Raw genomic sequence first — 25204 nt, 5'->3', positions numbered from 1 at the left:
ACAGCGCCGGTGCCCCCTGCGCCCCGACGCCGACACGGGAGGAACCTACCAGACGGCGCCACGGGGGCGGCCGCAGCGGCCGCAGCGGCCGAGGTGGCCAGGTTGGCCGGGGTGGCGGCAGTATGCCAACCACCCCCCTGCCCAGCAAGCCGGTCGAAGCCCGGAACTGGACGGTAACACGGGCCTTGATCCGGGCCTTGCCAGCGGCCCGGGAGCGGCATCATCAAGCCCTTATCGTGCGTGCGTCCGCCCGGCCGCCGGCGTGGGGAACCGGCCGAAGCCGCGCCCCGCCACGACCGCTCGCACCGCCCCTTCGGAGCCGCTGCCCCATGTCTGATGCGATCCTGTCCCTGAACGAGCCGACCCTGCCCATGCCGCTGGACGAGCTGCCGCGCCAGGCTCCGACCCCGGCCATGGCGCCTGCCACGCCGCCGGCGGGGCTGCGGGAGAAGACGCAGCACGCGCCCTTCCGCTGGCCCACGCCCCCCTTCGGCGCCTATCCCGCGGCCACCGAGCAGCAGCAGCCCCTGGAATGCGAGATCGAGGGCCTGAACGGCCGCCAGATGCGCGGCCGGCTGATCTTCTTCGTGCCGGGCGAGGGCGTGGTCCATGTGCAGGTGCCGCCGGCGCGCACCACCATGGCCCTGCGCTTCAGCCAGTTCCGCGCGCTGCACATCCTGGAGCCCCTGCGGCCGCTGGCGGTGGCCAGCGACGACCCGCACGCAGCCATGCTGGACCTGCGCCCGCGCCTGAGCTACAGCGTGCACATGAGCAGCGGTGAGGCCTTGCGCGGCGAGACGGTGGGCCATGTCGAGACCGACGACGGGCTCTTCCTGTTCCCGCCAGCCGATGACCACGGCGGTGTCCACCGCCTCTTCGTGCCGCGCCAGGGCTACACCGGCGTCGACGTGGGCCCGCGCATCGGCGAGCTGCTGGTGGCGCACAACGCTGCCACGCCCCGCCAGGTGGAGCAGGCGGCTGCGCAGCAGCAGGAACTGCGCGACCGCAAGCTGGGCGACATCCTGGTCACCCGCAAGATCGTCTCGGCCGAAAAACTGCTCGCGGCGCTCGAGCAGCAGTCGCGCATGCCCATGGTGCGCATCGGCGAGGCGCTGGTCTCGCTCGGCATGGTGACCCAGGCCGACCTGGACGGCGCGCTGGAGCAGCAGAAGACCGACCGCAAATTGCCGCTGGGCGAATTGCTGGTGCAAAGCAACCTGGTCTCCCGCCAGGACCTGCAGACGGCGCTGGCCCACAAGATGGGCTACCCGCTGGTGGACGTGATGAACTTCCCGGCCGACCCCGAGGCCCTGCGCAAGGTGCCTTCGTCGGTGGCGGCGCGGCTCAACGCCCTGCCGCTGGTGGTGCGCGATGGCCGGCTGGTGGTGGCGCTGGAAGACCCCTCGCGCCGCGCGGTGCTGGAGGAACTGGAGTTCGTCAGCCAGCTCAAGATCGTGCCGGCGCTGGCGCAGTTCGGCGACATCGAGACGGCCGTGCGCCTCGCCTACGAGAAGATGGGCAGCGACGCCTGGACGCTGCGCGGCGCGCCGGCGGTGATCGAGTTCGACGCGGGAGACACCGGCCGCCTGATCGAGACGCTGGAGAAGGAAGGCACCCCGACCCAGACGCCCGCCGAGGAAGACGCGCAGATCGAGCAGTCGGACAACTCGCTGGTGCGGCTGATCAACAACATGATCGTCGAGGCCCATGGCCAGGGCGTGTCCGACATCCACGTCGAGAGCTACCCCGGACGCGAGAAGCTCAAGATCCGCTTCCGCAAGGACGGCCTGCTGCAGTCCTACCTGGAGCTGCCCCACACCTACCGCAACGCCCTGATCTCGCGCATCAAGATCATGTGCGACCTCGACATCTCCGAGCGCCGCAAGCCCCAGGACGGCAAGATCAACTTCGCCCGCTACGTGCCCAGCCACAAGATCGAGCTGCGGGTGGCCACCATCCCCACCAACAACGGCCTGGAGGACGTGGTCATGCGCATCCTGGCCTCGGCCAAGCCGCTGCCGCTGGACGACCTGGGCCTCAGCGACTACAACCTGCGCCACCTCAAGGAGGCCGTGCAGCGCCCCTACGGCATGGTGCTGTGCGTCGGCCCCACCGGCTCGGGCAAGACCACCACGCTGCACTCGGCCATGAGCTACATCAACGTGCCCGAGCGCAAGATCTGGACCGCCGAGGACCCGGTGGAGATCACCCAGCCCGGGCTGCGCCAGGTCCAGATGAACCCCAAGATCGACTGGACCTTCGCACGCGCCCTGCGCAGCTTCCTGCGCGCCGATCCCGACGTCATCATGGTCGGCGAGATCCGCGACGAGGAAACCGCCAAGATCGCCGTCGAGGCCTCCCTCACCGGCCACCTGGTGCTCTCCACCCTGCACACCAACAGCGCCCCGGAAACCGTCACCCGGCTGCTGGACATGGGCATGGACCCGTTCAACTTCGCCGACTCGCTGCTCGCCGTGCTGGCCCAGCGCCTGGTGCGCCGCCTCTGCAGCGCCTGCCGCCAGAGCCGCCCGGCCACCGAGGAAGAAATCGAGGAGCTGCTCGGCGACTACCTGCATGCCTGGGGCCCTGCGCCCGAGCCCGCCGAGCGACAGGCCTTGCTGGACGGCTGGATCGCCCGCCACGGCCGCAACGGCCGGCTGGTGCACCACCACAGCGTGGGCTGCGAGAAGTGCGGCCAGACCGGCTTCCGTGGCCGGGCCGGCCTGCACGAGCTGATGGTGGCCTCTCGCGAACTGCGCCGCCTGGTGCAAACCGGCGCCCGAGCCGAGGAGCTGCAGCGCCTGGCTCTGCGCGAGGGCATGCGCACGCTGCGGCAGGACGGCATCGAGAAAGTCCTGCAAGGCGTCACCACGCTCGCCGAAGTACGTGCCACCAGCAACTCGTAGCGCTCCTGCCACATCCCGGGCACGCCAATTGGCGCGGCCGGTGGCCGGCGCCCTTCCCGGCCATGGACCGGCCAGCGGCCCGCAGCCCGCCAGCCCGCGCTCCGCTTGGCCTGGCAAGCCCGACAGGTCGCTGCTGCCAGCCGCCATTTGCCTGGCGACGTTGCAAACCTCTACATCGCATTGCACACGCTTGCACCCCCGTGGGCGGTGTTCCCGCATGCTGGCTTCCAGCAAGCAGTGAACCGTGCCCCCGGGCTGGGCTTCCTGCAAGCCCCGGCCGGCGCCACACCCTGACGCCGCCCGCCGCGGGCGCTGCCTGGCGCCTTGGGCGCCGGGGCCAATCGCCGGCAGGCCTCGGCCTGCCCCTGCCGCCTTGCCGTGCCTGGTGCCGCAAGGCAGACAACCGTGCAAGCCGCGTCCTGGTCCTCACGGCCCGGACAGGACAGGGCTTGCCTTGCGCAATTGCGGAGGATGTGATGTTGAAACGCTTTGCAGTAGCGAGCCTCGCCGCCCTGGCAGCACTGGGCAGTGCCGAGGCCGCCCCCCTGCAGCTGATCCTGGACCGCCCGGGTGCCCAGGCGACCGATTTCGACCCGGTCCGCTCGCTGGACGGGCGGGACTATGGCTTTGGTGCCCTGGTGGCCGAGGCCGGCGCGATGGTCACCTACACCTTGCTCGGCAGCGAGTCCGACTACGCGAATGTGTTTGAGGCGGCCGGTGCCGCCCTGGGCGGCACCTCGCTGCCGGGGCACGACCCACGCGGCCAAAGCATCCTGGAGTCGGTCGACAGCACGCGCCTGCTCGGCTTCAGCTTCAGCACCATCTGGCCCGCCGGCTACCCTCGTGTGGTGAATGGCGAGCCCGGCGCCCCGTTTGCGATCTTCGGAGACGGCCAGACGCCGGTGGAGACCGAATTTGGCAGCTTCCAGTACGTGCTCGGCTTCAACGACGGTGGCACGGACATCGACTATGACGACCTGGTGATCGGCGTCAACGCGGTACCCGAGCCAGCCACCACCAGCCTGATGCTGGCCGGGCTGCTGGGCGGCGGCTGGCTGCTGCGGCGGCGCAAGCCGCGCTGATCGAGGCGGCGGCGGCCCGCATCACAGCGCGCAGCTGCGAAACCCGCAGAACAGCTCGTCCCGCTCCGGTGGCGCCGAATGCCGCTGGCGCGGCTCCTTCATGCGCCAGCGGGTCGCGACCGAGCCGCCCCGCAGCACGCGGTGACGGCCGAAACCCGCGAGCGAGCGGCCAGCGTCCGGGTGGGCGACGAAGCCGGGATAGGGCTCGAAGCGATCCGCCGTCCATTCCCACACCTCGCCCCAGCGGAAGCCGCGGGTGATGGCCGTGCAGGCAGCCCGCTCCCACTCCGCTTCGGACGGCAGGCGCCGGCCGGCCCAGCGGCACCAGGCGCGCGCTTCGTACCAGTTGACATGCATGACCGGTGTCTGCGCGGCCACCTGGACCAGGCTGTTGCCGCGACGCACCATCACCCGGTGGCGCACCTGCTCGACATGGCGCGGCGCCCGCCGGCCCGTCAGCTGCAGCCAGGCCCAGCCCTCGGCGGTCCACCAGTCGGCGTTGTCATAGCCGCCGTCCTCGATGAACTCGGCGTACTGCGCCCAGCTGACGGGCTGGGCGTCGATCTCGAACTCCGCCAGGCGCACCTCGTGCGCGGGCATTTCGTTGTCGAAGGCGAAGCCCGCCGGATCGCTGCCCAGGCGCCATCCGCCGCCCGGCAGGCCGATCGGCTCGCGCAGCGCGGCCGGCAGCGGCCACTCCAGGCCGGGCACCGGCAAGCCGAGCGTCTGGGCCGCCACCGCCAGTCCCTCGGCCAGCGCGTCCTCGTGGAACAGCGCAAGCCGGAAGAAATAGAGCCCCTCATCGGTCTCGGGCGCGTGGTTCAGCAGTTCGAGCGTCGATTCCAGTGTTTCCACCAGGTAGCTGCGGGTCGCCTCGGACGAGGGCAGCGGCAGGGACCAGCGCTGGTCGGCGGGCACGCCGGCCGGGTCGTACCAGGCGTCTGCATTCGGCTCGATCGAAGCCAGGCGGGGCCGCCGAGGGTCGGCAGCCAGCCCGCGGTGGCGCTCCAGGTTGCGGCCGACCCAGTATTCCTGGAACCAGCCGGCATGCCCAAGCGTCCACAGTGGCGGATCGAATTCGGCGACCGGTGGCAACTGCAGGGGCGGCTCGAAAGCGCTGAAACGGTGCAAGGTGCAGTTTCGGCTGTCGATCAGCGCAAGCGACAGCAGGTCGCGCCCGCTGCGGCGCATCTCAGGCGTGTCGATGTCCACCCACTCCACCCCGTTGGTCGGTCGTCAGCCCGCGCACCTTGCCGCCGGGCCTCGTGCGGGTCATTGTCGCACCCGGTCTGCCGGGCGCGCCGCAGCGTCCCGCAGGGCGCCGGCCGGCTGGCCAGGCACCCGCGCAGCACCGGGCCGCTTACTGGTTGATGGCCGGGCGCACCAGTTCCAGCTTGGTGCCGAAACGCTGCAGGATGGCCCGCTCGATGCCAGCCGCATCCAGGCCCTGCAGGGCCAGCAGCTTGGCGGGATCGCCATGTTCGATGAACTCGTCCTTCAGGCCGAGCATCAGCACCGGCGTGGTCAGGCCCGCCGCATGCAGGGCCTCGGCCACCGCGCTGCCGGCCCCGCCGACCACGCAGCCTTCTTCCACGGTCACCAGCGCGTCGTGGTTGCGCGCCAACTGCTCCACCAGCGCGTTGTCCAGCGGCTTGACAAAGCGCATGTTGGCCACCGTCGCGTCCAGCCGGCCGGCCGCCTCCAGCGCCGGGTACAGCAAGGTGCCAAAGGCCAGGATGGCGATGCGCCGGCCTTCCCGGCGCACCTCACCCTTGCCGAAGGGCAGTTCGGTCATGGCGGTCTCCACCGCCACACCGGCGCCGCTGCCACGCGGGTAGCGCACGGCGGTGGGGTGGTCCTGGCAATAGGCGGTGTAGAGCAACTGCCGGCATTCGTTCTCGTCGGCCGGCGTCATCAGGCTCATGTTGGGAATGCAGCGCAGGAAGGCGATGTCGAAGGCCCCCATGTGGGTCGCGCCATCGGCACCAACAATGCCGGCGCGGTCGAGGGCGAACACCACCGGCAGGTTCTGGATGGCTACATCGTGGATCAGCTGGTCGTAGGCCCGCTGCAGGAAGGTGGAGTAGATCGCCACCACCGGCTTCAGCCCTTCGCAGGCCAGGCCGGCGGCGAAAGTGACCGCATGCTGCTCGGCGATGCCCACGTCGTGATAGCGCTTGGGGAAGCGCTGCTCGAACTCCACCATGCCCGAGCCCTCGCGCATGGCAGGCGTCACGCCCACCAGCCGCTCGTCCCGCTCGGCCATGTCGCACAACCACTGGCCGAACACCTGGGTGAAGCTGGGCTTGCCAGCCGGCGCCTTCTTCAGGCCCTCGGCCGGGTTGAACTTGCTGGGGCCGTGGTAGGCCACCGGATCGGCTTCGGCCAGCTTGTAGCCGTAACCCTTCTTGGTCACCACATGCAGGAACTGCGGGCCCTTGAGCTTGCGCAGGTTCTCCAGCGTCGGCACCAGCGAATCGAGGTCGTGGCCGTCGATCGGGCCGACGTAGTTGAAGCCGAACTCCTCGAAGATGGTGGCCGGCACCACCAGGCCCTTGGCGTGTTCCTCGATGCGCCGGGCCAACTCGAACAAGGGCGGCGCGTTCTTCAGCACCTGCTTGGCGCCTTCGCGGGCGGCCGCGTAGAAGCGGCCCGACAGCAGGCGGGCCAGGTACTTGTTCAGTGCGCCCACCGGCGGCGAGATCGACATGTCGTTGTCGTTCAGCACCACCAGCATGTCGGCCGTGCCGACCGGATGCGGGTAGCCGGCGTTGTTCAGGGCCTCGAAGGCCATGCCGGCCGTCATCGCCCCGTCGCCGATGATGGCCACCGCCTTGCGGTCCTCGCCCTTTTGCCGGGCTGCCAGCGCCATGCCGAGCGCCGCCGAGATGGAGGTGGACGAATGGGCGGTGCCGAAGGTGTCGTACTCGCTCTCGTCACGGCGCGGAAAGCCGCTCATGCCGCCCAGCTGACGCAGCGTGGGCATGCGCTCGCGCCGGCCGGTGAGGATCTTGTGCGGGTAGGTCTGGTGGCCCACATCCCACACCAGGCGGTCGTGTGGGGTGTCAAAGACGTAATGCAGCGCGATCGTCAGCTCGACGGTGCCCAGGTTGGACGACAGGTGACCGCCGGTCTGCGAGACGCTGTGCAGCAGGAAGTCGCGCAGTTCCTCGGCCAGGCGGTGCAGATCCTGGCGCGGCAGCCGGCGCAGGTCGCCGGGGGAGTTGATGGTTTCGAGGAGAGAGTATTTCATCAGCTTTGCCGATCCACGACTTTGTCTGCCAGCACGCTCAGCCAGGACGCATGCGGCAGGCCGCTGCGGGCCAGTGCTTCCTGGGCGCGCTCGCGCAGCTCGCCGGCATAGCGGCGGGCGGCGTCCAGCCCGAGCACCGACACATAGGTCGGCTTCTGGTGGTGCGCATCCTTGCCGGCCGTCTTGCCCAGGGTCTCGGAGGCCTGGGTCACGTCCAGGATATCGTCCACCACCTGAAAGGCCAGCCCCACGCTCCAGCCGTAGTCGGACAGGGCCTCCCACGCCGCTTCGGCGGGCGCGCCGCAGGCCGCGCCCATCTGCACGCTGGCGCGCAGCAGTGCGCCGGTCTTGCGACGGTGCATGTCGCGCAATTCTTCTTCGCTGAGGGTGCGGCCCACGCTGGCCAGGTCGATGGCCTGGCCGCCGGCCATGCCTTCGTGTCCGGCCGCACGCGCGAGCAGGCGGCACAGGCGCGCCTGCAAAGCGGGAGGCACCTGCTCCGGTTCGGGCGTCAGCACCTCGAAAGCGAGCGCCTGCATCGCGTCGCCCGTCAGCATGGCGTTGGCCTCGCCGAACTTCACGTGCACCGTGGGCTTGCCGCGGCGCAGCACATCGTTGTCCATGCAGGGCATGTCGTCGTGCACGAGCGAATAGGCGTGGATCAGCTCCACCGCGCAGGCCGCCCGCAGCGCCGCGTCGGCATGGCCGTCCACCGCCTGCGCGGCGGCCAGCACCAGCAGCGGGCGCAGCCGCTTGCCGCCGTCGAGCACGCCGTAGCGCATCGCGGCGCCCAGGTCCACCGGCGCGTCGGCCGGCACCCAGGCCATCAGGGCCGACTCGACGCGGGCGAGTTCGCCCTGTGCCCAGCGGTCGAAATCGGCAGCATTCATGCTTGCATCCAAGGTTTCAGTTGGCCCTCTTCCAGCACCTTGACCTGCTGCTCCACGACCTCCAGGCGGCCGCGGCAGTAGGTCAGCAGCTGCGCGCCGCGCTGGTAGCTCTGCAGCAGGCGGTCCAGCGGCAGCTGGCCGGACTCGAGTTCGGACACCAGCCGCTCCAGCTCGGCCAGCGCGTCTTCGTAGCTCGCGGGCTCGGCGCCCGGGGCAGGGGTAGGGATGTGGGCCATGTCTTGAGGTGAAACCGCCGATTGTAGTCAGGGCTTCCCTTGCCAACCGGGGTCGTTTTGCACGCTGCCGGAGCCGGCGGATGCAGCACTTGATACACCTCAGGGCAGAGCGTGCCCGGCCCGGTCTAAAATACCCGGTTCCCCTGACAGATCGTCGCTGCCTCAGCTCGAATGGAGGTTCCGGTCAAGCACGTGCGAACTGGGGGAAGACGGGCCCACCGTGGGTGGTGGTTGGACATGGGTTTTTGGAGATCCTGGGGATCATGTCAGACCTAAGCATTGCCCTTGAGCAAAGCCACACGCAACTGCCGGTAACGGCATATTTCGACGGCGGACTGTTCCGCCGCGAGATGGAGCTCATCTTCCATGGCTATCCCCGCTACCTGGGGCACGAACTCGCCGTGCCTCAGGTGGGGGACTATTACGCGCTGCCCCATGAAGGCGAGGGGCGGGCGTTGGTGCGCACGCCGCAAGGGGTGGAGCTGATTTCGAACGTCTGCCGCCATCGCCAGGCCGTGATGCTGCGCGGCCGGGGCAACACCCGCAGCCACATCGTCTGCCCGCTGCACCGCTGGACCTACGGGCTGGACGGTCAACTGCTCGGTGCGCCGCATTTCGCCGACGACCCCTGCCTGAACCTCAACAACTACAAGGTCCAGCGCTGGAACGGCCTGGTGTTCGAGGGCAACGGCCGGGATGTCGCTGCAGACCTGGCGGGCCTGGGGCCGCGCGCGGCGCTCGACTTCGACGGCTTCGTGCTGGACAAGGTCGAGCTGCACGAGTGCGACTACAACTGGAAGACCTTCATCGAGGTCTACCTCGAGGACTACCACGTCGGTCCTTTCCACCCCGGCCTGGGCAACTTCGTGACCTGCGACGACCTGCGCTGGGAGTTTGGCAAGCACCACTCGGTGCAGACGGTGGGCATCGCCAACCGCCTGGGCAAGCCGGGCTCGGACGTCTACCGGCGCTGGCACGATGCGGTGCTGAACTTCGGCAACGGCCAGCAGCCGCCGCATGGCGCAATCTGGCTGACCTACTACCCGACCGTCATGGTCGAGTGGTACCCGCATGTGCTGGTGGTCTCCACGCTGTACCCGAAGGGCCCGCAGAAGACGCTCAACGTGGTGGAGTTCTACTACCCCGAGGAGATTGCGGCGTTCGAGCGTGAGTTCGTCGAAGCCCAGCAGGCGGCCTACATGGAAACCTGCATCGAAGACGACGAGATCGCCCTGCGCATGGATGCCGGCCGCAAGGCCCTGATGGAGCGAGGCGACAACGAGGTGGGCCCCTACCAGAGCCCGATGGAAGACGGCATGCAGCACTTCCACGAGTGGTACCGGGCCGCCATGCGCCTGAAGGGCTGACCGCCCGGCGGTGCATCCCGCCCTTCCCCCCAAGCCCGGCCCCGGCCGGGCTTTTTCTTGGCCGCACGCCATGCATTGCAGTTTGGGGCTGCTCAAGCACAATGCCACCGTGTCTTACCGGCTCGCCACCCTCCTTCCGTCGTGAACGCAGCGTCCGCGTCGCCGCAACGCCGCTCGCTCAGCCGCACCCTGCCCATGGCGGTGCTGTTGTTCACCATCGTGCCGCTGATCATCGCCGGCTCGCTCTCGCTGGCGGAGAACGCCCAGCGCCTGCGCCTGGAGCAGGAACGCCGCACTCGCCAGACGGCGGTGTTGATGGCCGGACGGGTGCGTCAGCTGATGCTCTCGGTGGAACGCATGGGCACGATGCTGGCAGGCACGCCGGGCACCGAGGACGTCGTGACCGGCGCCGACCCGAACGGCGGCACCCTCTATCTCGAGTTGCGCAGCCTGGTGCGCAGCCACCCTGAACTCGACGGCGCGCGGGTGCTGGATGCCAGCGGCCGCACGCTGCTCGGCTATCCCGACGAGCAGTTTCTGAAGGCACCGGCCCGGCTGCCGCCGTCGCAGGACGCATGGTGGCAGCCACGTGCGCCGGGCCAGGGAGCCGACATGCTGCTGCCGGTGCGTGTGGCCGGCGGCCCCTCCACGGTGCTGGGCTGGGTGGCCCTCGGCGTCACGCCAGCGGCGCTGCTCGACACCATCGACCTGCCCGACGGCGACCGGCGCGAGGCGCAGGCGGTCCTGAGCGACCTGCACACCGCCACGCCGCTGGCGACCGTGTCGCATCCGGGTGTCGATGAAAGCGACGCGCTGATCAGCGACGCGCCCGCGCATGCCGGCTGGCAGGTGCGCGCGGTGCAGTCGCTGGCCACCTACCGGGCGCTGGTTCGCGAGGACCTGCTGCGCTTCGGGGCGGTGGCGCTGGTGGTTTCCTGCATCAGTGCCTGGGTCGCCTGGCGCTATGCCCGCGGGCTGGCACGCGATGTCCGCGGCGTGGCGCGTTCGGCCCGTGCTATCGTCAAGGGCCACTATCTCAACGCCCACGTCGAGGTCCACCGCGACGATGAACTGGGCCTGCTGTCGCAGTCCTTCAACCACATGAGCTGGGAGCTCGAGAAGCGCGAGCGCGAGCGCGACGTGTTCGGCCGCCTGGTATCCCCGGAAGTGCGCGACCAGCTGCTGCAGGGTGAGCTGATCCTTGGTGGCTATGAGGTGGAGGTGACGGTGCTGCTGAGCGACATCCGCGGCTTCACCCAGTTGTGCGAGGCAATGAAGCCACGCGACATCGTGCTGACCCTTAACGAGTACTTCACCCGCATGACCGAAGCCGCGCAACGCTACGGCGGCTACGTCAACAACTTCATGGGCGATGCGATGGTGGTGGTCTTCGGCGCCCCGAAGCCGGACGAGCACCGGGTGGTGCGTGCACTCTATGCCGCCGAGGCCATGCAGCAGGCGCTGCAGGCGTTCAACCGCGAGCGCGCCGCCTATGGCGCGCCGGCCCTGGTGATGGGCATCGGGCTCGCCAGCGGCACCGCGCTGGCCGGGCAGATCGGCTCGCCCGAGCGATGCATCTACACCGTCATCGGCGACACCGTGAACGTCGCCGCGCGCCTGGAAAGCCTTTGCAAGGAGCATCCCGAGATGGTCACCTTCGCCAATGCCGCCACCCACGAGCTGTTGCCGCCCCACCTGCGCGAGTTGCTGCAGCCGATGGGCGAGCGCCAGCTCAAGGGCCGCGATCGTTCGGTGCAGGCCTACGCCTTGCCGCGTGACGCGCAGCTGCCGCCGCCACCGGCCCACCTCATGCGCGTGGTCGAGGAGGTGCTGTGATGCCCGCCTCGCTGCTGATGGTGGCCGCTTCCTTCCTGTTTGCCACCATGGGCCTGTGCGTCAAGTACGCCTCGGCCTACTACAACACCGGCGAGATCGTGTTCTACCGCGGCCTGGTCGGCGCCATCGCCATCGCGCTGCTGGTGCGCCACCGCGGCGGCACGCTGCGCACACGGGTGCCGGGCATGCACTTCTGGCGCGGGCTGTCGGGGGTGGCAGCGTTGAGCATGTGGTTCTATGCCATCGGCAACCTGCCGCTGGCCACCGCGATGACGCTCAACTACATGTCCTCGGTGTGGATGGCGCTCTTTCTGCTCGGCGGCACCATCGTGCTTGGCGGCGCCCGGCTGGACGGGCGGGTGGTGGGGGCCGTGCTGTGCGGCTTCGCCGGGGTGGCCCTGATCCTGCGGCCGACCATTGCCGACAACCAGCTCTGGCACGGCTTGATCGGATTGCTGTCCGGCATGCTGAGCGCCACCGCCTACCTGCAGGTGACCGCACTGGGCCGCAGCGGCGAGCCGGAATACCGCATCGTCTTCTACTTCTCGCTGGGCGGCATGGTGGCCGGTGCACTGACGATGCTGGCCGGCCGCGCCAGCCCGCACACGCTGGTGGGCGCCGGCTGGTTGCTGGCGGTGGGACTGCTGGCCACCAGCGCGCAGCTGATGATGACCCGTGCCTACAGCACCGGCAAGCCGCTGGTCAACGCCAGCCTGCAGTACCTCGGCATCGTCTTCGCCTTCATCTACGGCGTGCTGCTGTTCGGCGACCCGATCACCTGGCAGGCGGTGCTCGGCATGGCGCTGATCGTGCTGGCCGGCGTCGCGGCCACCTTCCTGCGGGCGCGCGCCGCGCCCGCCACCCCGGCCTCCACCCCCTCCGACACATGAGCCACACCACCCTCATTTCCGCAGAAGCCCTGCGCGGCCTGCTGGACGCCCGCGCTCCCTCGCTGGTCGTGCTGGACGTCAGCTTCGACCTGGCCGACCCCACCGCGGGCCAGGCCGCGTATGCGGCAGGCCACCTGCCGGGCGCGCTGTACGCGCACCTGGAGCGCGACCTGTCGGCGCCCAAGTCGGCGCCCGGTCAGCCGCCGCGGGGCCGCCACCCGCTGCCGACGCGCGACGAGTTCGCCGCCACCGCCGGCCGCTGGGGCATCACACCAGCCAGCCAGGTGGTGGTCTACGACCGCCAGGGCGGCATGTACTGCGTGCGTGCCTGGTGGATGCTCAAGTGGCTGGGCCACGAGGCGGTGGCCGTCCTGGACGGCGGCCTGGCCGCCTGGCAGGCCGCCGGCGGCACGCTGAGCACCGAGCAGCCGCTGCCGCCAGCCCAGCCGCCCTATCCGTGCGCCGCACCGGTGGCACGCGCGGTGAACGCCGAAGAACTCCAGGCGCGGCTCGGTGATCCGGGCCTGCCCCTGTTCGATGCGCGCGCACCGGAGCGCTACCGCGGCGACGTCGAGCCGCTGGACCCGGTGGCGGGCCATATCCCGGGCGCCAACAACCGCTTCTTCAAGGACAACCTGCAACCCGACGGCCGCTTCAAGCCGGCTGCCCAGCTGCGGGCGGATTTCGAATCCTTGCTGGGCGGACGCGACCCGGCTGCGGTCGTGCACCAGTGCGGCTCGGGTGTGACGGCCTGCCACAACCTGCTGGCGATGGAGGTGGCCGGACTCGGCCGCGCCACGCTCTATCCGGGCTCCTGGAGCGAGTGGTGCGCCGATCCGGCCCGTCCGGTGGCGCGCGGCTGAACAGGCCGCCGCCGCGGCCTCCCTGATGCGGGAGGGGATGCCCCCCTTGCGGGGCCGGCGTGACTTCGGTCAACATGGTCCGAGGCACCGCGTGCAACGATGCACCATCCCCGACATCGGACGGAGGTCTTCCATGTACAAGCGCATCCTGGTTCCCACTGACGGCTCGGACATCACCCAACGGGCGATCGCCGCAGCCATCTCGCTGGCCAAGCTCACCGGCGGCGAGATCTTCACCATCAGCGTGAAGGACCCCTACCCCTACAGCGCCATCTCGGAGATGCAGCCCACGCTGCCACAGGAATTCCTCGACGCGCAGGAACGGGTCGCGGCCCGCAACGTGACGGCCGTCAAGGAGAGCTGCGAGGCGGCCGGCATTCCCTGCACCGGGCACACGGTGGAGTCGGTCAGCGTGTGGGAAGCGGTGGTGGACCATGCCAAGCGCCAGGGCTGCGACCTGATCGTGATGGCCTCCCACGGTCGCCGCGGCGTGCAGGCCCTGCTGCTCGGCAGCGAAACCAACCGGGTGCTGACGCACAGCACCATCCCGGTGCTGGTGGTGCGCTGATTCCTTTGTGGCGACGGGGGGCCGCATGCGCCACCCGCCTGGTGCGCGCGCCGGGGCGCCGTTGCAGCGCCTTGCCATGCGGGCCACCCGCCCGGCCACGGCGCCGGCCCGGGCTGCTGGCCCGGCAAGGCGGCAGCGCCGGTTCGGTCAGTGGCCGTGGAAGCGGCCCACGATCAGCGTGATGAAGCCCAGGCCCAGGCCCAGCCACAGCAGCTGCGAGAGGGTTTCCTTCAGCGACAGGCGGCGCTGCAGTTGCGGGATCAGGTCGGCCACCGCCACGTAGATGAAGCTCGACGACGCGATCACCAGCAGGTAGGGGAACCAGCTCTCCAGCGCGCCGACCACGAAGTAGCCCAGCACGCCGCCCACCACCGCGGCCAGCCCCGACAGGGCGTTGTAGAGCAAGGCGCGTGAGCGCGAGAAGCCCGCATTGAGCAGCACGATGTAGTCGCCCACCTCCTGCGGGATCTCGTGGGCGATGACGGCCATCGCCGTCACCACGCCCAGCTGCGGCTCAGCGAGGAAGGCGGCGGCGATGATGATGCCGTCGCAGAAGTTATGGATGCTGTCGCCCACCAGCACGCTCCAGCCGCCGCGGCCGGCCTGGGCATGATCGAAGCCATGGTGGTGGTGGTCGCCGTCGCCTTCATGGTGATGGCCGTGGCGGTACAGCTCCGCCTTCTCCAGCAGGAAGAAGAACAGCAGGCCGCCGAGCAGGGTCAGGAACAGTTCGTGCGCGTCGACCGCGCTCTCGAACGCTTCGGGCAGCACATGGATCAGCGCGGTGCCCAGCAGCACGCCGGCCGACAGGCTCACCAGGTGGCGAACCACCTTGCTCAGGATCGTGAGGGTGAGGCTGGCGGCGATCAGTACCGACAGCACACCGCCGATCAGCGTCGCGAGGACGATGTAGGTCAGGGTCATTGCGAAAGCTCAACAAAAAGCCGCGCCTCGATGCGCGGCTCCTCGTGCAGGTAAGGAGACCAGGTTCAGGCCACCCCGTGTTTCCTGAACCAGTCCAGGCAGCGCTTCCACCCGTCCTCGGCCGCTTCCTTGCGGTAGCTGGGCCGGTAGTCCGCATGGAAGGCATGCGGCGCGTCGGGATAGACGACAAACTCGGACTGCTTGGCCGCGGGCCCCCCCGCCGCCAGTGCAGCCTTCATCTTATCAACCGTGTCAAGCGCGATGCCGGCGTCCTGCCCGCCGTAGAGGCCCAGCACCGGCGCCTTCAATTGCCCGGCCAGGTCAAGCGGATGGCGCGGCGTGTTCTCGCTGGCCGTGCCCACCAAGCGTCCGTACCATGCCACCCCGGCCTTCACCGGCCCATGCGCCGCGTAGAGCCAGGTGATGCGGCCGCCCCAGCAGAAGCCGGTGATGCCGAGCCGGTCGGTGTCGCCGCCCTGGGCCTTGGCCCAGGCCACGGTGGCATCCAGGTCCTGCATCACCTGGCTGTCGGGCACCTTGGCGATGATCTCGGCCTGCAGCTTCGCGATCTCGGTATAGGCCTTGGCATCGCCCTGGCGCACGAACAGCTCCGGTGCGATCGCCAGGTAGCCGAGCTTGGCGAAGCGCCGCGCGACGTCGGCGATGTGCTCATGGACGCCGAAGATCTCCGAGATCACCAGCACCACCGGCAGCTTGCTCTTGCCGGCCGGCTGCGCCCGGTAGGCCGGCATCTTGAAGCTGCCGACCGCGATGCTGACCTCGCCTGCGGTGAGGCCGGCACTGTCGGTCATGAGCGTCTGCGCGGTGACCGGCATGACGGCGGCTGCAAAGCCGCTGCCGAGCGCGGTGGAGACGAAATGGCGGCGGGAGAAGCCGCGGGTGGGCAAGAGGCTGTCGAGATCTTCGGTGGACATCGGACGTCTTTCCTGGAAGCGGTCTGCGCAAGCCGGCCTGCGCCGCACGGGGGCCTGACCGCGGCGGCCCGCCGCGAGAGACTGGAACCACGCAGGGTACACGACTCGCTTCCTTCCTGTGGGCCGCCCCCCGGCCGGGACCATCGTCATCGGGGCTGATGTCAAATGAAGAGACAATGCGCGCCATGAGCCTGGAAAAGACCGCGGCGCCGCCGCTGCCGCCCCCCTCCTCCCCCGACGTCGATGGCCTGCTGGCGGGCATCGACCTCGGCTCCAACAGCTTTCGCCTGGAGATCGGCCAGCTCACCCATGGCCGCTACAAGCGCATCGACTACCTGAAGGAAACCGTGCGCCTGGGCGGCGGCCTGGATGCCGACGGGCTGCTGACCGAAGACGCCACCGAGCGCGGCCTGGCCTGCCTGGCCCGCTTCGCCGAGCGGCTGCACGGCTTCGGCCCGCAGCAGGTGCGGGCGGTGGCCACCCAGACCCTGCGCGAGGCACGCAACCGCGACGCCTTCCTGGCCCGTGCCCAGGCGGTGCTGGGCCACCCCATCGAGGTGATCTCCGGCCGCGAGGAAGCCCGCCTCATCTATGCCGGCGTGGCCCGCCTGATGCCGCCCAGCGCCGGGCACCGCCTGGTGATCGACATCGGCGGCCGCTCCACCGAGATGATCCTGGGCCGGGGCCGCACGCCGGTGGTGGCGGAGTCGTTCCAGATCGGCAGCGTGGGCCTGTCGATGCGCTACTTCCCGGACGGCCGCTTCACCGCCGAGGGCTTTCGCGCAGCCCAGGTGGCCGCTGGTGCCGAGCTGGAAGAGGCCCTGGAAGTCTTCGCTCCCGGCCTGTGGAGCGAGGCGCTCGGCTCGTCCGGCACGGTGGGGGCGGTGTCGCAACTGCTGCTGGCCAACGGCATCACCGATGGCGCCATCACCCCCGAGAGCCTGCGCTGGTGCATCGAGCAATGCCTGCGCGCCGGCCATGTGGACCAGCTGCAGCTGGCCGGCCTGAAGGACGACCGCCGCCCGGTGCTCGGTGGCGGGCTGTCGATCCTCTACACGCTGGCAATCCATTTCGGCATCGAGTCGCTGCAGCCGGCCCGCGGCGCGCTGCGCCAGGGCGTGATCTTCGACCTCGACGAACGCCGCTCGGCCGGCAGCGACCACCGCCCGGTGCACGATGTGCGGGACGAGTCGGCCCGCCAGCTGCAGGAGCGCTTCGGCGTCGATATCGCGCAGGCGGAGCGCGTCGAGCAGGTGGCACTGGCGCTCTACCGAAGCGTGGCGCCGCGGGCCTCCCTGGATGCCCGGCGGCAGCTGCGCTGGGCGGCGGCCCTGCACGAAGTCGGCATGATGGTGTCCCACCACGACCACCACCGGCACAGCGCCTACCTGCTGGCCCATGTGGACGCGCCGGGCTTCTCGCAGTCAGAGCAGCGGCGGCTGGCCTCGCTGGTGCTTGGGCAGCGCGGCGGCCTGCGCAAGCTGGACGAGGCACTGCAGGACGAGGGCTTCGCCTGGCAGGCCCTGTGCTTGCGGCTGGCCCTGCTGCTGTGCCACGCACGCCGGCTGCCGACGCTCAGCGCCCTGACGCTGGAACGCGCCGGCCGCACGGCTTACCTGGCCTGGGCACCGGATTGGGACAGCACCCACCCGCGCACCGCCTTCCTGCTGCGGCAGGAACAGGATGCCTGGGAGCGCAGCGGTGCGTTGAAGCTGGTGCTGCCGACACGCTGACCCGGCCGGCCTGCCCGCCGCCCATCGGCCAGGCGCCTGCCTAGCCGAGGAAGTCCACCGACTGCACGGCCTGCAGGACCACCTGCACCGTGCCGTCGCGCTCGCGGCGCCTGAGCCACCAGACGGCGCCCTTCTTCAGCGTCCAGTCCTGCTCCGTCCCGGCGAGCAGCTGGGCCGCCACCCGGCCGAGGGTCGGCTGGTGGCCCACCACCAGCACCGCCTCGTTGCTGCGCGGCCAGCGCACCGCCTCGAGCACCGCCCGCACCGGCGCCTCGGGCGCCAGCGACGGCACGGTCTTGAAGGGACGGCCCAGGGCCTGCGCGGTCTGCTGGGTGCGCAAGGCCGGGCTGACCAGGACACGGGCGGAGGACGGCAGGTGGCGGTGCAACCATTCCGCCATGCGCGCCGCCTGCCGCTCGCCCTTGGGCGTCAGCGGCCGTTTCAGGTCTTCGGCGGCGCCCTGGCTGTCGTCCGCCAGGGGCCGGGCTTCGGCGTGTCGCCACAGGATCAGGTCCACCGTTTCCTCCCGTGCAAGGGGCTGCGCCGCTCAGAGCGCGGCCCGGTAGCGTTCCATCAGCGCCTGCTGGGCGCTCGGTCCATCGGTCTGCAGCCGCTCGTAGTGGCCATCGGGCATCAGGGTCCAGGCGTCCTTGGCATCGTGCAGATAGGGCACCAGGCATTCGTCGATGATGCGCTGGCGCAGGCGCGCGTCGCGCACCGGCCAGGCGATCTCGATGCGGCGGAACATGTTGCGGCTCATCCAGTCGGCGCTGGAGAGGTAGAGCACCTCGTCGTCCTCGCCCTCGCCCCAGCGGAAGTAGGCCACCCGCGAATGCTCGAGGAAACGGCCGACCACCGAGCGCACCCGGATGCGGTCGGTCCAGCCCGGCACGCCGGGCGGCAGCATGCAGGCGCCCCGCACCACCAGGTCGACGTCGGCGCCGTGCTGGGCGGCCCGCACGAGCGCCTCGATCATCGGCACGTCGGTCAGCGCATTGACGCGCAGCACGATGCGCGCCGGCAGGCCCGCCGCCGCCGCCTCGGCCACCTGATCGACATGGCGCACCATCTGCTTGTGCAGCGTGAAGGGGGCCAGCTGCAGGTGGCGCGGCGTGCGCACCCGGGTCAGGCTGGCCAGCTGCTGGAAGACGGTGTCGGCATCGGCGGTCAGCTCGGCATCGGCCGTCAGGTAGCCGATGTCGGTGTAGAGCCGCGCGGTACGCGGGTTGTAGTTGCCGGTGGACAGGTGCGCATAGCGGCGCAGCACCGGCCCGCGGGCGCCGGTTTCGCGCCGCGTCACCAGCAGCAGCTTGGCATGGGTCTTGAGGCCGACGATGCCGTAGACCACCTGGGCCCCCACCGCCTCGAGCTGCTCCGCCCAGTTGATGTTGGCCTCTTCGTCGAAGCGGGCCTTCAGCTCCACCACCGCCATCACTTCCTTGCCACGGCGGGCGGCTTCCAGCAGCAGGTCCATCAGCACCGATTCGGTGCCGGTGCGGTAGATGGTCTGCTTGATGGCCAGCACATCGGGGTCGTGCACCGCCTCGCGCAGGAACTGCACCACCGGCTCGAACGATTCGAAGGGATGGTGCAGCAGCACGTCACCCTGCTTGAGCCGCTCCAGGATGGGCATGGTGCGCGGCAGCGCCGCCGGCCAGCTCGGCTCGTAGGGCTCGAAGCGCAGATGCGGCGCATCGGCCTGGTCGATCAGCTGGTTCAGCCGCACCAGGTTGACCGGCCCGTTGGCCCGGTAGAGCGCCGCCTCCGGCAAGCCGAACTGGTGCAGCAGGAATTCCGACAGCTCCGGCGGGCAGCTGCTCACCACCTCCAGCCGGATGGCCTGGCCGAAGTGCCGCGTGCTCAGCGAGGTGCGCAGGGCCTGCCGCAGGTTGGTCACGTCCTGCTCGTCCACCGCCAGGTCGGAGTCGCGCGTGACGCGGAACTGCGAGAAGGCCTCCACCGAGCGCCCGGGAAAGAGTTCTTCCAGGTGGGCGCGAATGACGCTGGACAGCAGCACGAAGGCCTGGCGGCCGTGGGTGATGGCGTCCGGCAGCCGGATCACGCGCGGCAGCACCCGCGGCACCTTGACGATGGCAATGGAGTTGGCGCGCCCGAAGGCGTCCTTGCCGCCGAGCTTGACGATGAAGTTGAGCGACTTGTTGGCGACCTGCGGAAAGGGATGGGCCGGGTCCAGCCCCACCGGCACCAGCAGCGGCCGCACCTGGCGCTGGAAGAACTGGTCGACCCAGCGGCGCTGCTCCTCGTTGCGCTCGGCATGGCTGAGCACCACGATGCCTTCGCGCTCCAGGGCCGGCATCAGTTCCTCGTTGAAGAGGGCGTATTGCTGGTCGATCAGGGCGTGCGCGGCTGTCGCCACGTCGGCCAGGTCGCGGGCCGAGACGCCGCCGCCGGGCAGGCGCGAGGCCTCGAGGTAGTCGCCGAAGCGAACCTCGAAGAACTCGTCGAGGTTGGAGGACACGATGCAGACGTAGCGCAAGCGCTCCAGCAGCGGCACGTCTTCTCGCCTTGCTTGAGCCAGGACCCGGTAGTTGAACTCGAGGATGGCGCGCTCGCGATTGAGCAACTGGAGCCCGGCGGGCCGGACGGGGACATCAGCGGTCATGGAAATTCAGTATATGACCGCTCTATGACAGCTCCGCGACAAGTGTCACAGCTTGCACTGTGCCCGGCATGGCGCTAGCGATGCGCCGCGAACACACCGCGCATGAAGCGGCGCGGCGCTTCCCGGCGATGGCGCGCGAGCTCGGTGCCGCCCCCCCTGCGCCCGCCCGGCCGAAGGGCGGCCGCCAGCGCACCGCTGCCGCGCCCGGCGCAGCTACAGGCCCTGGCGCGTCAGGGCATCGCGCACGCCCGCCACCTGGCGACGCGACACGCCGAGCCATTCATCGACACCGTCCAGCCGCACCGCCCAGCCTTCCTTGCCGCCTTCGTCGTCCTCCGCCGGCGCCAGCCGGCGCTCCAGCGCCCGCACCGCCTTGCGTGCCACCAACGCATTGCGATGAATGCGCAGGAAGCGGTCGCCCAGCCGCTCTTCGAGCTCCGACAGCGAGTCGTCCAGCACATAGGTGTGGCGGGCAGTGCGCAGCGTGACGTACTTCAGCTCGGCCTTCAGGTACAGCACCTCCGACAGTGGCACCCGCGTGACGCGGCCGCGGTCGTTCACGACGAACACCGGCTCGCTGCCCTCGCCCGGGCTGCCGGCACGCGCCTTGAGCCGCTCGGCCGCGCGGGCCAGGGCGGCCTGCAGCCGTTCGCGCCGCACCGGCTTGGTCAGGTAGTCCACCGCCTCCAGGTCGAAGGCGGTGACCGCATGCTCGGGATGCGCAGTGACGAAGATGACGGCCGGCGCCTGGGCCTGCGAGCGCAACTGCGCGGCCAGCTGGGTGCCGTCCGCCCCCGGCATCTGGATGTCGAGCAGCACCACGTCGCAGCTCTGCTGGGTCAGCCAGCTGAGGGCCTGCACCGCGCTGGCGGCCTCGCCGGCCACTTCGGCGGCCGGCGCCTCGCATTCGCCCACCAGTGCGCGCAGGCGCAAGCGCGCCAGCTCCTCATCGTCGACGATCAGCACGGACAGCATGCGGCCTCCTTCCTTCGTGTTGTAGCTTGATTGTCAATCGAGCGGCACCACCACGTGCACCCGCCAGGTGTTGCGCTCCGGACCGGCAGCGAACTGCGCCGCCAGGTCGTGCATCAGGCGCAGGCGCTCCTTGACGTTGCGCAGCGCGATGCCATGGCCTGCGGTGCTCGGATGGTCCACCCCGGGCAGCGAATTGCTGACCGAGATCAGGGCCTGGCCGCGCCGCGTGCCGGTGCGGATGCGCACCCAGCCGCCCTGTGCGGCCGGCTCGATGCCGTGACGAACCGCATTCTCCACCAGCGGCTGCAGCAGCAGCGGCGGCACCCGGGCCCGCCCGGCCGCGGGATCGACGTCCCAGCTGACCTTCAGGCGCTGGCCGAAGCGGATCTCCTCGATCGCCAGGTAGCGGCGTGCCAGCTCGACCTCCTCGGCCAGCGTCACGGTGCTGCCCGATTCGATCAGGGCGACGCGGAACAGCTCGGCCAGGTCTTCCAGCACCGATTCGGCACGCGCCGGGTCGATGCGCACCAGCGCGATCGCGGTGTTCAGCGTGTTGAACAGGAAATGCGGCCGGATGCGCGACTGCAATTCGGCCAGCCGGGCCTGGGTGACCGCCGGCAACTGGCTGCGCGAGCGCAATCGCAAGGCGTAGAACAGCGCTGCTGCCAGCGCCGCTCCGCCCAGCATGGGCGCCAGCGGCCCGGCCTGCGGATGCAGCGGCAGGCCGACCAGCCGCACCTGCCACCAGCCATAGGCGCCGCACAAGGCGCCCAGCCCGGTGGCCACCAGCCATTGCACCGGCTCGGCCACCCGCGCCAGCGGGCGCTTCAGCAGGCAGGCCACCACCAGCCACGACAAGGTGGCCGGCATCGCCACCGCGGCACTTTGGCCGAAGGCCAGCAGCCAGGCCAGCGGCTCGCTCGCGACGAAGCTCACGCCCACTGCCAGCACCGCATGCACGAACAGCACGGCGCGCAGCACCACGCCGACATGGCAGGCATCGAAGGGCGACGGCGCGCCGGGATGGGCGGCGGCGTTGGCGCTCAGCTGGTCGAAGATGGTCGTCGTCGCGAACTGGCTGGTGTTCGAGCCGGTGGTACTGCGCGGCGGCGTGGCGACGGGGGGCAAGCAGGGGTCTCCTCGGATGCAGCCGACTAGAATCGACGGCGCTTGCGCGAGCCGGGTGCCGCGCCAAGCAAATGGAGACGATTTTCCAAGACTGCCCCGGCCGGCGGCAAGCGCCGTGCACCGCGCCCGTCGGCCTCATCACCACCGCTCATCATGTCCGCCAATCAACTCGACAAGAAATCCGAAGCCTGGTCCGCGCTGTTCTCCGAGCCGATGAGCGAGCTGGTCAAGCGCTACACCGCCAGCGTCTTCTTCGACAAGCGGCTGTGGCGCGCCGACATCGACGGCTCGCTGGCGCATGCCGAGATGCTGGCCGCCCAGGGCGTGATCAGCGCCGACGACCATGCCGCGATCCAGCGCGGCATGGCGCAGATCGCACAGGAGATCGACGCGGGTGATTTCGAGTGGAAGCTCGACCTGGAGGACGTGCACCTCAACATCGAGGCCCGCCTGACCCAGCTGGTGGGCGATGCCGGCAAGCGCCTGCACACCGGCCGTTCGCGCAATGACCAGGTGGCCACCGACGTGCGGCTGTGGCTGCGCGGCGAGATCGACCTGATCGGCGGCCTGCTGGGCGACCTGCAGGCCGCCCTGCTGACGCTGGCCGACGCCAATGCGGACGTCATCCTGCCCGGCTTCACCCACCTGCAGGTGGCGCAACCGGTGAGCTTCGGCCACCACATGCTGGCCTATGTCGAGATGTTCTCGCGTGATGCCGAGCGCCTGCTGGACGTGCGGCGCCGCGTCAACCGCCTGCCGCTGGGCGCCGCCGCGCTGGCCGGCACCAGCTACCCGCTGGACCGCGAGCGGGTGGCCCGCACGCTGGGCATGGAAGGCGTCTGCCAGAACAGCCTGGACGCGGTCAGCGACCGCGACTTCGCGATCGAGTTCAGCGCCGCCGCCTCGCTGGCCATGGTGCATGTCTCGCGGCTGAGCGAGGAATTGGTGCTGTGGATGAGCCAGAGCTTCGGCTTCATCGACATCGCCGACCGGTTCTGCACCGGCTCGTCCATCATGCCGCAGAAGAAGAACCCGGACGTGCCGGAGCTGGCCCGCGGCAAGACCGGCCGCGTGGTGGGCCACCTGATGGGCCTGATCACGCTGATGAAGGGCCAGCCGCTGGCCTACAACAAGGACAACCAGGAGGACAAGGAGCCGCTGTTCGACACGGTGGACACCTTGAAGGACACCCTGCGCATCTTTGCCGAGATGGTGGGCGGCATCACCGTGAAGCCCGAGGCCATGGAGCGCGCCGCGCTCAAGGGCTATGCCACTGCCACCGACCTGGCGGACTACATGGTGAAGAAGGGCCTGCCCTTCCGCGACGCCCACGAGGTGGTGGCGCATGCGGTGAAGACCGCGCTGCAGCAGGGCGTCGACCTCTCCCAGCTGCCGCTGGCCACGCTGCAGGGCTTCTCGCCGCTGGTGGGCGAGGACGTTTACGAGGTGCTGTCGCTGCGCGGCTCGCTGAACGCCCGCAACATCCTGGGCGGCACGGCTCCGGCCCAGGTGCGGGCGCAGGTGGCCCGCCACCGCGCCCGCCTGGCCCGCGCCTGAAGGCGGCTTGCGTTGGCGCAAGCCCGCCGGCGGGCCAGCCGGGTAGCCTCGAGGGCATCTTTCTCGACAAGAAGTTGCCCATGCCCTCCCTCGTCTGGTCCGACGCGCTCAAGCTCGACAACCCTCGCATGGACGACACCCATCGCGAGTTCGTGGACCTGCTGAACCGCCTGGAGGCGGCGCCCGATGACGAGGTGCTGCCTCGCTTTCGCCGCCTGGTGGAGCACACGGTAGGCCACTTCGCCCAGGAGGACCGCTGGATGCAGGCCACCGGCTTCGCACCGCAGAACTGCCATACCGGCCAGCATGCGCAGGTGCTGCAAATCCTGCAGGCGCTGCTGGAGCGGGCCGATCTGGCGGAGCTGAGGCGCGCCACCGCGGAGCTGGCGCAGTGGTTCGAGCACCATGCGCAGACGATGGACGCTGCGCTGGCCTTCCACTGCGTCCAGCGCGGCTACGACACCACCGAAGAGCGCTTTGCGGCGGGCCGGGAACCGGTCGCCGCGGCGGAGGCCGCGCCCATCACCGGCTGCGGCAGCCACGCCTGCGCCTGAACGGGCACGGCCGCGGTCGGCCGTGCGTCAACGAACGCGGATGTTGAAGGTCGCGACGTCGATGACCTTGGGCACCGGCTCGGCGGAGGCGCTGCGGTACTCCAGCCGCAAGACCTGAGTGCCGCTGCCGGCAGCCTTGAAACGGAACATGTCGAGCCCGGCCCCGTTGGGAGTCGGATCGGCCACATGCACCGGCTCGCCCTGCGGCGCCATGGCGGCCAGACCTTCAGCCTTGGCCGCCCAGTGGTAGCCGCTGCTCGGCTGGCTGGCCAGCAGCAGCACGACTTGCTGGCCGGGCTTCACCTCGGCATCGCTGCCGCGGTCGGCATAGGTCAGCACCAGGGCGGAAGGCGGCACGCCGTCCGGCACCCTCACCAGGCTGCGCGGCACCGAAGCCGGCATCTCGTTGCCGTCGGAGCCCAGGGCACGCAGCACCTGCGGGCTCTGTTGCTGGAAGATGCGCGCGCGCTCGGGATGGTCGGGGTCGATGTGCAGCAACTGGGCCTGGGCATCGTCGGAACTGCCGCGGGCCGCCAGCCAGTTGCCGGTGGTGTTGGTGCGGCGGTTGCCTTCCTTGCCGGCCAGGAAGGTCTGGTTCAAGCTGTAGCGGGCCGGCAGGCCGGCGGCGTTGGCGTACAGCTGCAGGTCGGTGCGCACGCCGGCACAGTCGGTGCACGGCAAGGTGCCCACATAGCGGGCGACGGGCGTGGCCCCATCCGGGGCGGTGTGGCCGATCGGCGGCTCGCCGGAGCGCCAGGAAGCGCAACCCGCCAGCACCGCGGCAGCGGCAAAGGCGGGGAGCAGTCGTGAAGAGATCATGCCAAGCAGTCCTTGTTGAAGCCGGAAGATGCCGCGCAGAGGCGGCACACGTCCCCCTGCACCGT

At 70.1% G+C, this 25204-nt stretch carries 21 protein-coding genes; 10 read left to right on the top strand and 11 right to left on the bottom strand.

From position 1 onward, the window contains the following. Positions 1–329 precede the first annotated feature (329 nt). Together N7L95_RS21760 and N7L95_RS21755 are read left to right on the top strand one after the other, a co-directional pair. Complete coding sequence (locus N7L95_RS21760; protein ID WP_435870036.1) at positions 330–2906, top strand: GspE/PulE family protein; 2577 nt, start codon at positions 330–332, stop codon at positions 2904–2906. A 476-nt stretch (positions 2907–3382) separates the two neighbouring features. Then, on the top strand, positions 3383–3988 hold the full coding sequence (locus tag N7L95_RS21755) for a PEP-CTERM sorting domain-containing protein (RefSeq protein WP_301257338.1): 606 nt from the start codon (positions 3383–3385) through the stop codon (positions 3986–3988). Positions 3989–4009: 21 nt separating this feature from the next. On the opposite strand, the gene senA is transcribed toward N7L95_RS21755, so the two are convergent. The 4 genes from senA to xseB all read right to left on the bottom strand — a co-directional run bounded on the left by senA (position 4010) and on the right by xseB (position 8367). Beyond that, positions 4010–5209 carry a selenoneine synthase SenA gene (senA, locus tag N7L95_RS21750; protein WP_301257337.1) on the bottom strand — a complete coding sequence of 400 codons (1200 nt, stop codon included), beginning with the start codon at positions 5207–5209 and terminating at the stop codon, positions 4010–4012. 139 nt (positions 5210–5348) lie between these two features. Next, positions 5349–7241, bottom strand: coding sequence for a 1-deoxy-D-xylulose-5-phosphate synthase (gene dxs / locus N7L95_RS21745; RefSeq protein ID WP_301257336.1), 1893 nt, complete (start codon positions 7239–7241; stop codon positions 5349–5351). Then, the gene (locus N7L95_RS21740) at positions 7241–8131 is read right to left on the bottom strand and encodes a polyprenyl synthetase family protein (protein WP_301257335.1); all 891 of its coding nucleotides are present in this window, start codon (positions 8129–8131) and stop codon (positions 7241–7243) included. Before N7L95_RS21740 ends, dxs begins: the two co-directional genes overlap by 1 nt. Further along, positions 8128–8367: an exodeoxyribonuclease VII small subunit gene (gene xseB / locus N7L95_RS21735; protein ID WP_301257334.1), complete on the bottom strand. Its 240-nt coding sequence runs from the start codon at positions 8365–8367 to the stop codon at positions 8128–8130. The genes N7L95_RS21740 and xseB overlap by 4 nt, the downstream gene beginning before the upstream one ends. Positions 8368–8630: 263 nt before the next feature. On the opposite strand from xseB, the gene N7L95_RS21730 reads away from it, so the two are divergent. The 5 genes from N7L95_RS21730 (at position 8631) to N7L95_RS21710 (ending at position 13891) form a co-directional block, all read left to right on the top strand. Then, on the top strand, positions 8631–9734 hold the full coding sequence (locus N7L95_RS21730) for an aromatic ring-hydroxylating oxygenase subunit alpha (protein ID WP_301257333.1): 1104 nt from the start codon (positions 8631–8633) through the stop codon (positions 9732–9734). A 141-nt stretch (positions 9735–9875) separates the two neighbouring features. Continuing rightward, positions 9876–11570 (top strand): adenylate/guanylate cyclase domain-containing protein, encoded by a 1695-nt coding sequence (locus N7L95_RS21725; RefSeq protein WP_301257332.1) that lies wholly within the window; start codon positions 9876–9878, stop codon positions 11568–11570. Next, the gene (locus N7L95_RS21720) at positions 11570–12460 is read left to right on the top strand and encodes a DMT family transporter (RefSeq protein WP_301257331.1); all 891 of its coding nucleotides are present in this window, start codon (positions 11570–11572) and stop codon (positions 12458–12460) included. The genes N7L95_RS21725 and N7L95_RS21720 overlap by 1 nt, the downstream gene beginning before the upstream one ends. Beyond that, entirely contained in the window at positions 12457–13323 is an 867-nt protein-coding gene (locus N7L95_RS21715) for a sulfurtransferase (RefSeq protein ID WP_301257330.1), read from the top strand. Before N7L95_RS21720 ends, N7L95_RS21715 begins: the two co-directional genes overlap by 4 nt. A gap of 133 nt (positions 13324–13456) precedes the next feature. After that, positions 13457–13891, top strand: a complete 435-nt coding sequence (locus N7L95_RS21710; RefSeq protein ID WP_301257329.1) for a universal stress protein — start codon at positions 13457–13459, stop codon at positions 13889–13891. Positions 13892–14038: 147 nt separating this feature from the next. On the opposite strand, the gene N7L95_RS21705 is transcribed toward N7L95_RS21710, so the two are convergent. After that, a complete protein-coding gene (locus N7L95_RS21705) occupies positions 14039–14815 on the bottom strand; it encodes a ZIP family metal transporter (RefSeq protein WP_301257328.1) in 777 nt (258 codons plus the stop codon). A 65-nt stretch (positions 14816–14880) separates the two neighbouring features. After that, positions 14881–15750 (bottom strand): dienelactone hydrolase family protein, encoded by an 870-nt coding sequence (locus tag N7L95_RS21700; protein WP_301257327.1) that lies wholly within the window; start codon positions 15748–15750, stop codon positions 14881–14883. A 185-nt stretch (positions 15751–15935) separates the two neighbouring features. On the opposite strand from N7L95_RS21700, the gene N7L95_RS21695 reads away from it, so the two are divergent. Next, the gene (locus N7L95_RS21695) at positions 15936–17483 is read left to right on the top strand and encodes a Ppx/GppA phosphatase family protein (RefSeq protein ID WP_301257326.1); all 1548 of its coding nucleotides are present in this window, start codon (positions 15936–15938) and stop codon (positions 17481–17483) included. 40 nt (positions 17484–17523) lie between these two features. On the opposite strand, the gene sixA is transcribed toward N7L95_RS21695, so the two are convergent. From sixA to N7L95_RS21675, 4 genes are all read right to left on the bottom strand, one after another. Continuing rightward, positions 17524–18000: a phosphohistidine phosphatase SixA gene (gene sixA / locus N7L95_RS21690; protein ID WP_301257325.1), complete on the bottom strand. Its 477-nt coding sequence runs from the start codon at positions 17998–18000 to the stop codon at positions 17524–17526. 30 nt (positions 18001–18030) lie between these two features. After that, positions 18031–20106 carry a polyphosphate kinase 1 gene (gene ppk1 / locus N7L95_RS21685; RefSeq protein WP_301257324.1) on the bottom strand — a complete coding sequence of 692 codons (2076 nt, stop codon included), beginning with the start codon at positions 20104–20106 and terminating at the stop codon, positions 18031–18033. A gap of 213 nt (positions 20107–20319) precedes the next feature. Beyond that, positions 20320–21081, bottom strand: a complete 762-nt coding sequence (locus tag N7L95_RS21680; protein ID WP_301257323.1) for a LytR/AlgR family response regulator transcription factor — start codon at positions 21079–21081, stop codon at positions 20320–20322. Between the two features lie 33 nt (positions 21082–21114). Then, positions 21115–22209, bottom strand: a complete 1095-nt coding sequence (locus tag N7L95_RS21675; protein ID WP_301257322.1) for a sensor histidine kinase — start codon at positions 22207–22209, stop codon at positions 21115–21117. A gap of 153 nt (positions 22210–22362) precedes the next feature. Between N7L95_RS21675 and argH the strand changes: the two genes are divergently transcribed. Then, on the top strand, positions 22363–23766 hold the full coding sequence (gene argH, locus N7L95_RS21670) for an argininosuccinate lyase (protein ID WP_301257321.1): 1404 nt from the start codon (positions 22363–22365) through the stop codon (positions 23764–23766). 80 nt (positions 23767–23846) lie between these two features. After that, complete coding sequence (locus N7L95_RS21665) at positions 23847–24320, top strand: hemerythrin domain-containing protein (protein ID WP_301257320.1); 474 nt, start codon at positions 23847–23849, stop codon at positions 24318–24320. A gap of 27 nt (positions 24321–24347) precedes the next feature. Here the strand turns inward: N7L95_RS21665 and N7L95_RS21660 are convergent, their stop codons facing one another. Continuing rightward, positions 24348–25139 (bottom strand): copper resistance protein NlpE N-terminal domain-containing protein, encoded by a 792-nt coding sequence (locus N7L95_RS21660; RefSeq protein ID WP_301257319.1) that lies wholly within the window; start codon positions 25137–25139, stop codon positions 24348–24350. Between the last annotated feature and the right edge of the window lie 65 nt (positions 25140–25204).

It is taken from the genome of Eleftheria terrae (assembly GCF_030419005.1).
GTDB lineage: Bacteria > Pseudomonadota > Gammaproteobacteria > Burkholderiales > Burkholderiaceae_C > Caldimonas > Caldimonas terrae.
Note: the sequence above shows the minus strand (reverse complement) of the source record. Positions and strands in the feature narration are given on the sequence as shown.

Coding starts and splice junctions, on each gene's coding strand:
- N7L95_RS21715 (WP_301257330.1), top strand. CDS start 12,457: ATGAGCCACACCACCCTCATTTCCGCAGAAGCCCTGCGCGGCCTGCTG.
- N7L95_RS21720 (WP_301257331.1), top strand. CDS start 11,570: ATGCCCGCCTCGCTGCTGATGGTGGCCGCTTCCTTCCTGTTTGCCACC.
- N7L95_RS21755 (WP_301257338.1), top strand. CDS start 3,383: ATGTTGAAACGCTTTGCAGTAGCGAGCCTCGCCGCCCTGGCAGCACTG.
- N7L95_RS21705 (WP_301257328.1), bottom strand. CDS start 14,815: ATGACCCTGACCTACATCGTCCTCGCGACGCTGATCGGCGGTGTGCTG.
- N7L95_RS21660 (WP_301257319.1), bottom strand. CDS start 25,139: ATGATCTCTTCACGACTGCTCCCCGCCTTTGCCGCTGCCGCGGTGCTG.
- N7L95_RS21680 (WP_301257323.1), bottom strand. CDS start 21,081: ATGCTGTCCGTGCTGATCGTCGACGATGAGGAGCTGGCGCGCTTGCGC.
- N7L95_RS21700 (WP_301257327.1), bottom strand. CDS start 15,750: ATGTCCACCGAAGATCTCGACAGCCTCTTGCCCACCCGCGGCTTCTCC.
- dxs (WP_301257336.1), bottom strand. CDS start 7,241: ATGAAATACTCTCTCCTCGAAACCATCAACTCCCCCGGCGACCTGCGC.
- argH (WP_301257321.1), top strand. CDS start 22,363: ATGTCCGCCAATCAACTCGACAAGAAATCCGAAGCCTGGTCCGCGCTG.
- ppk1 (WP_301257324.1), bottom strand. CDS start 20,106: ATGACCGCTGATGTCCCCGTCCGGCCCGCCGGGCTCCAGTTGCTCAAT.
- N7L95_RS21760 (WP_435870036.1), top strand. CDS start 330: ATGTCTGATGCGATCCTGTCCCTGAACGAGCCGACCCTGCCCATGCCG.
- N7L95_RS21730 (WP_301257333.1), top strand. CDS start 8,631: ATGTCAGACCTAAGCATTGCCCTTGAGCAAAGCCACACGCAACTGCCG.
- N7L95_RS21740 (WP_301257335.1), bottom strand. CDS start 8,131: ATGAATGCTGCCGATTTCGACCGCTGGGCACAGGGCGAACTCGCCCGC.
- N7L95_RS21695 (WP_301257326.1), top strand. CDS start 15,936: ATGAGCCTGGAAAAGACCGCGGCGCCGCCGCTGCCGCCCCCCTCCTCC.
- N7L95_RS21710 (WP_301257329.1), top strand. CDS start 13,457: ATGTACAAGCGCATCCTGGTTCCCACTGACGGCTCGGACATCACCCAA.
- N7L95_RS21665 (WP_301257320.1), top strand. CDS start 23,847: ATGCCCTCCCTCGTCTGGTCCGACGCGCTCAAGCTCGACAACCCTCGC.
- xseB (WP_301257334.1), bottom strand. CDS start 8,367: ATGGCCCACATCCCTACCCCTGCCCCGGGCGCCGAGCCCGCGAGCTAC.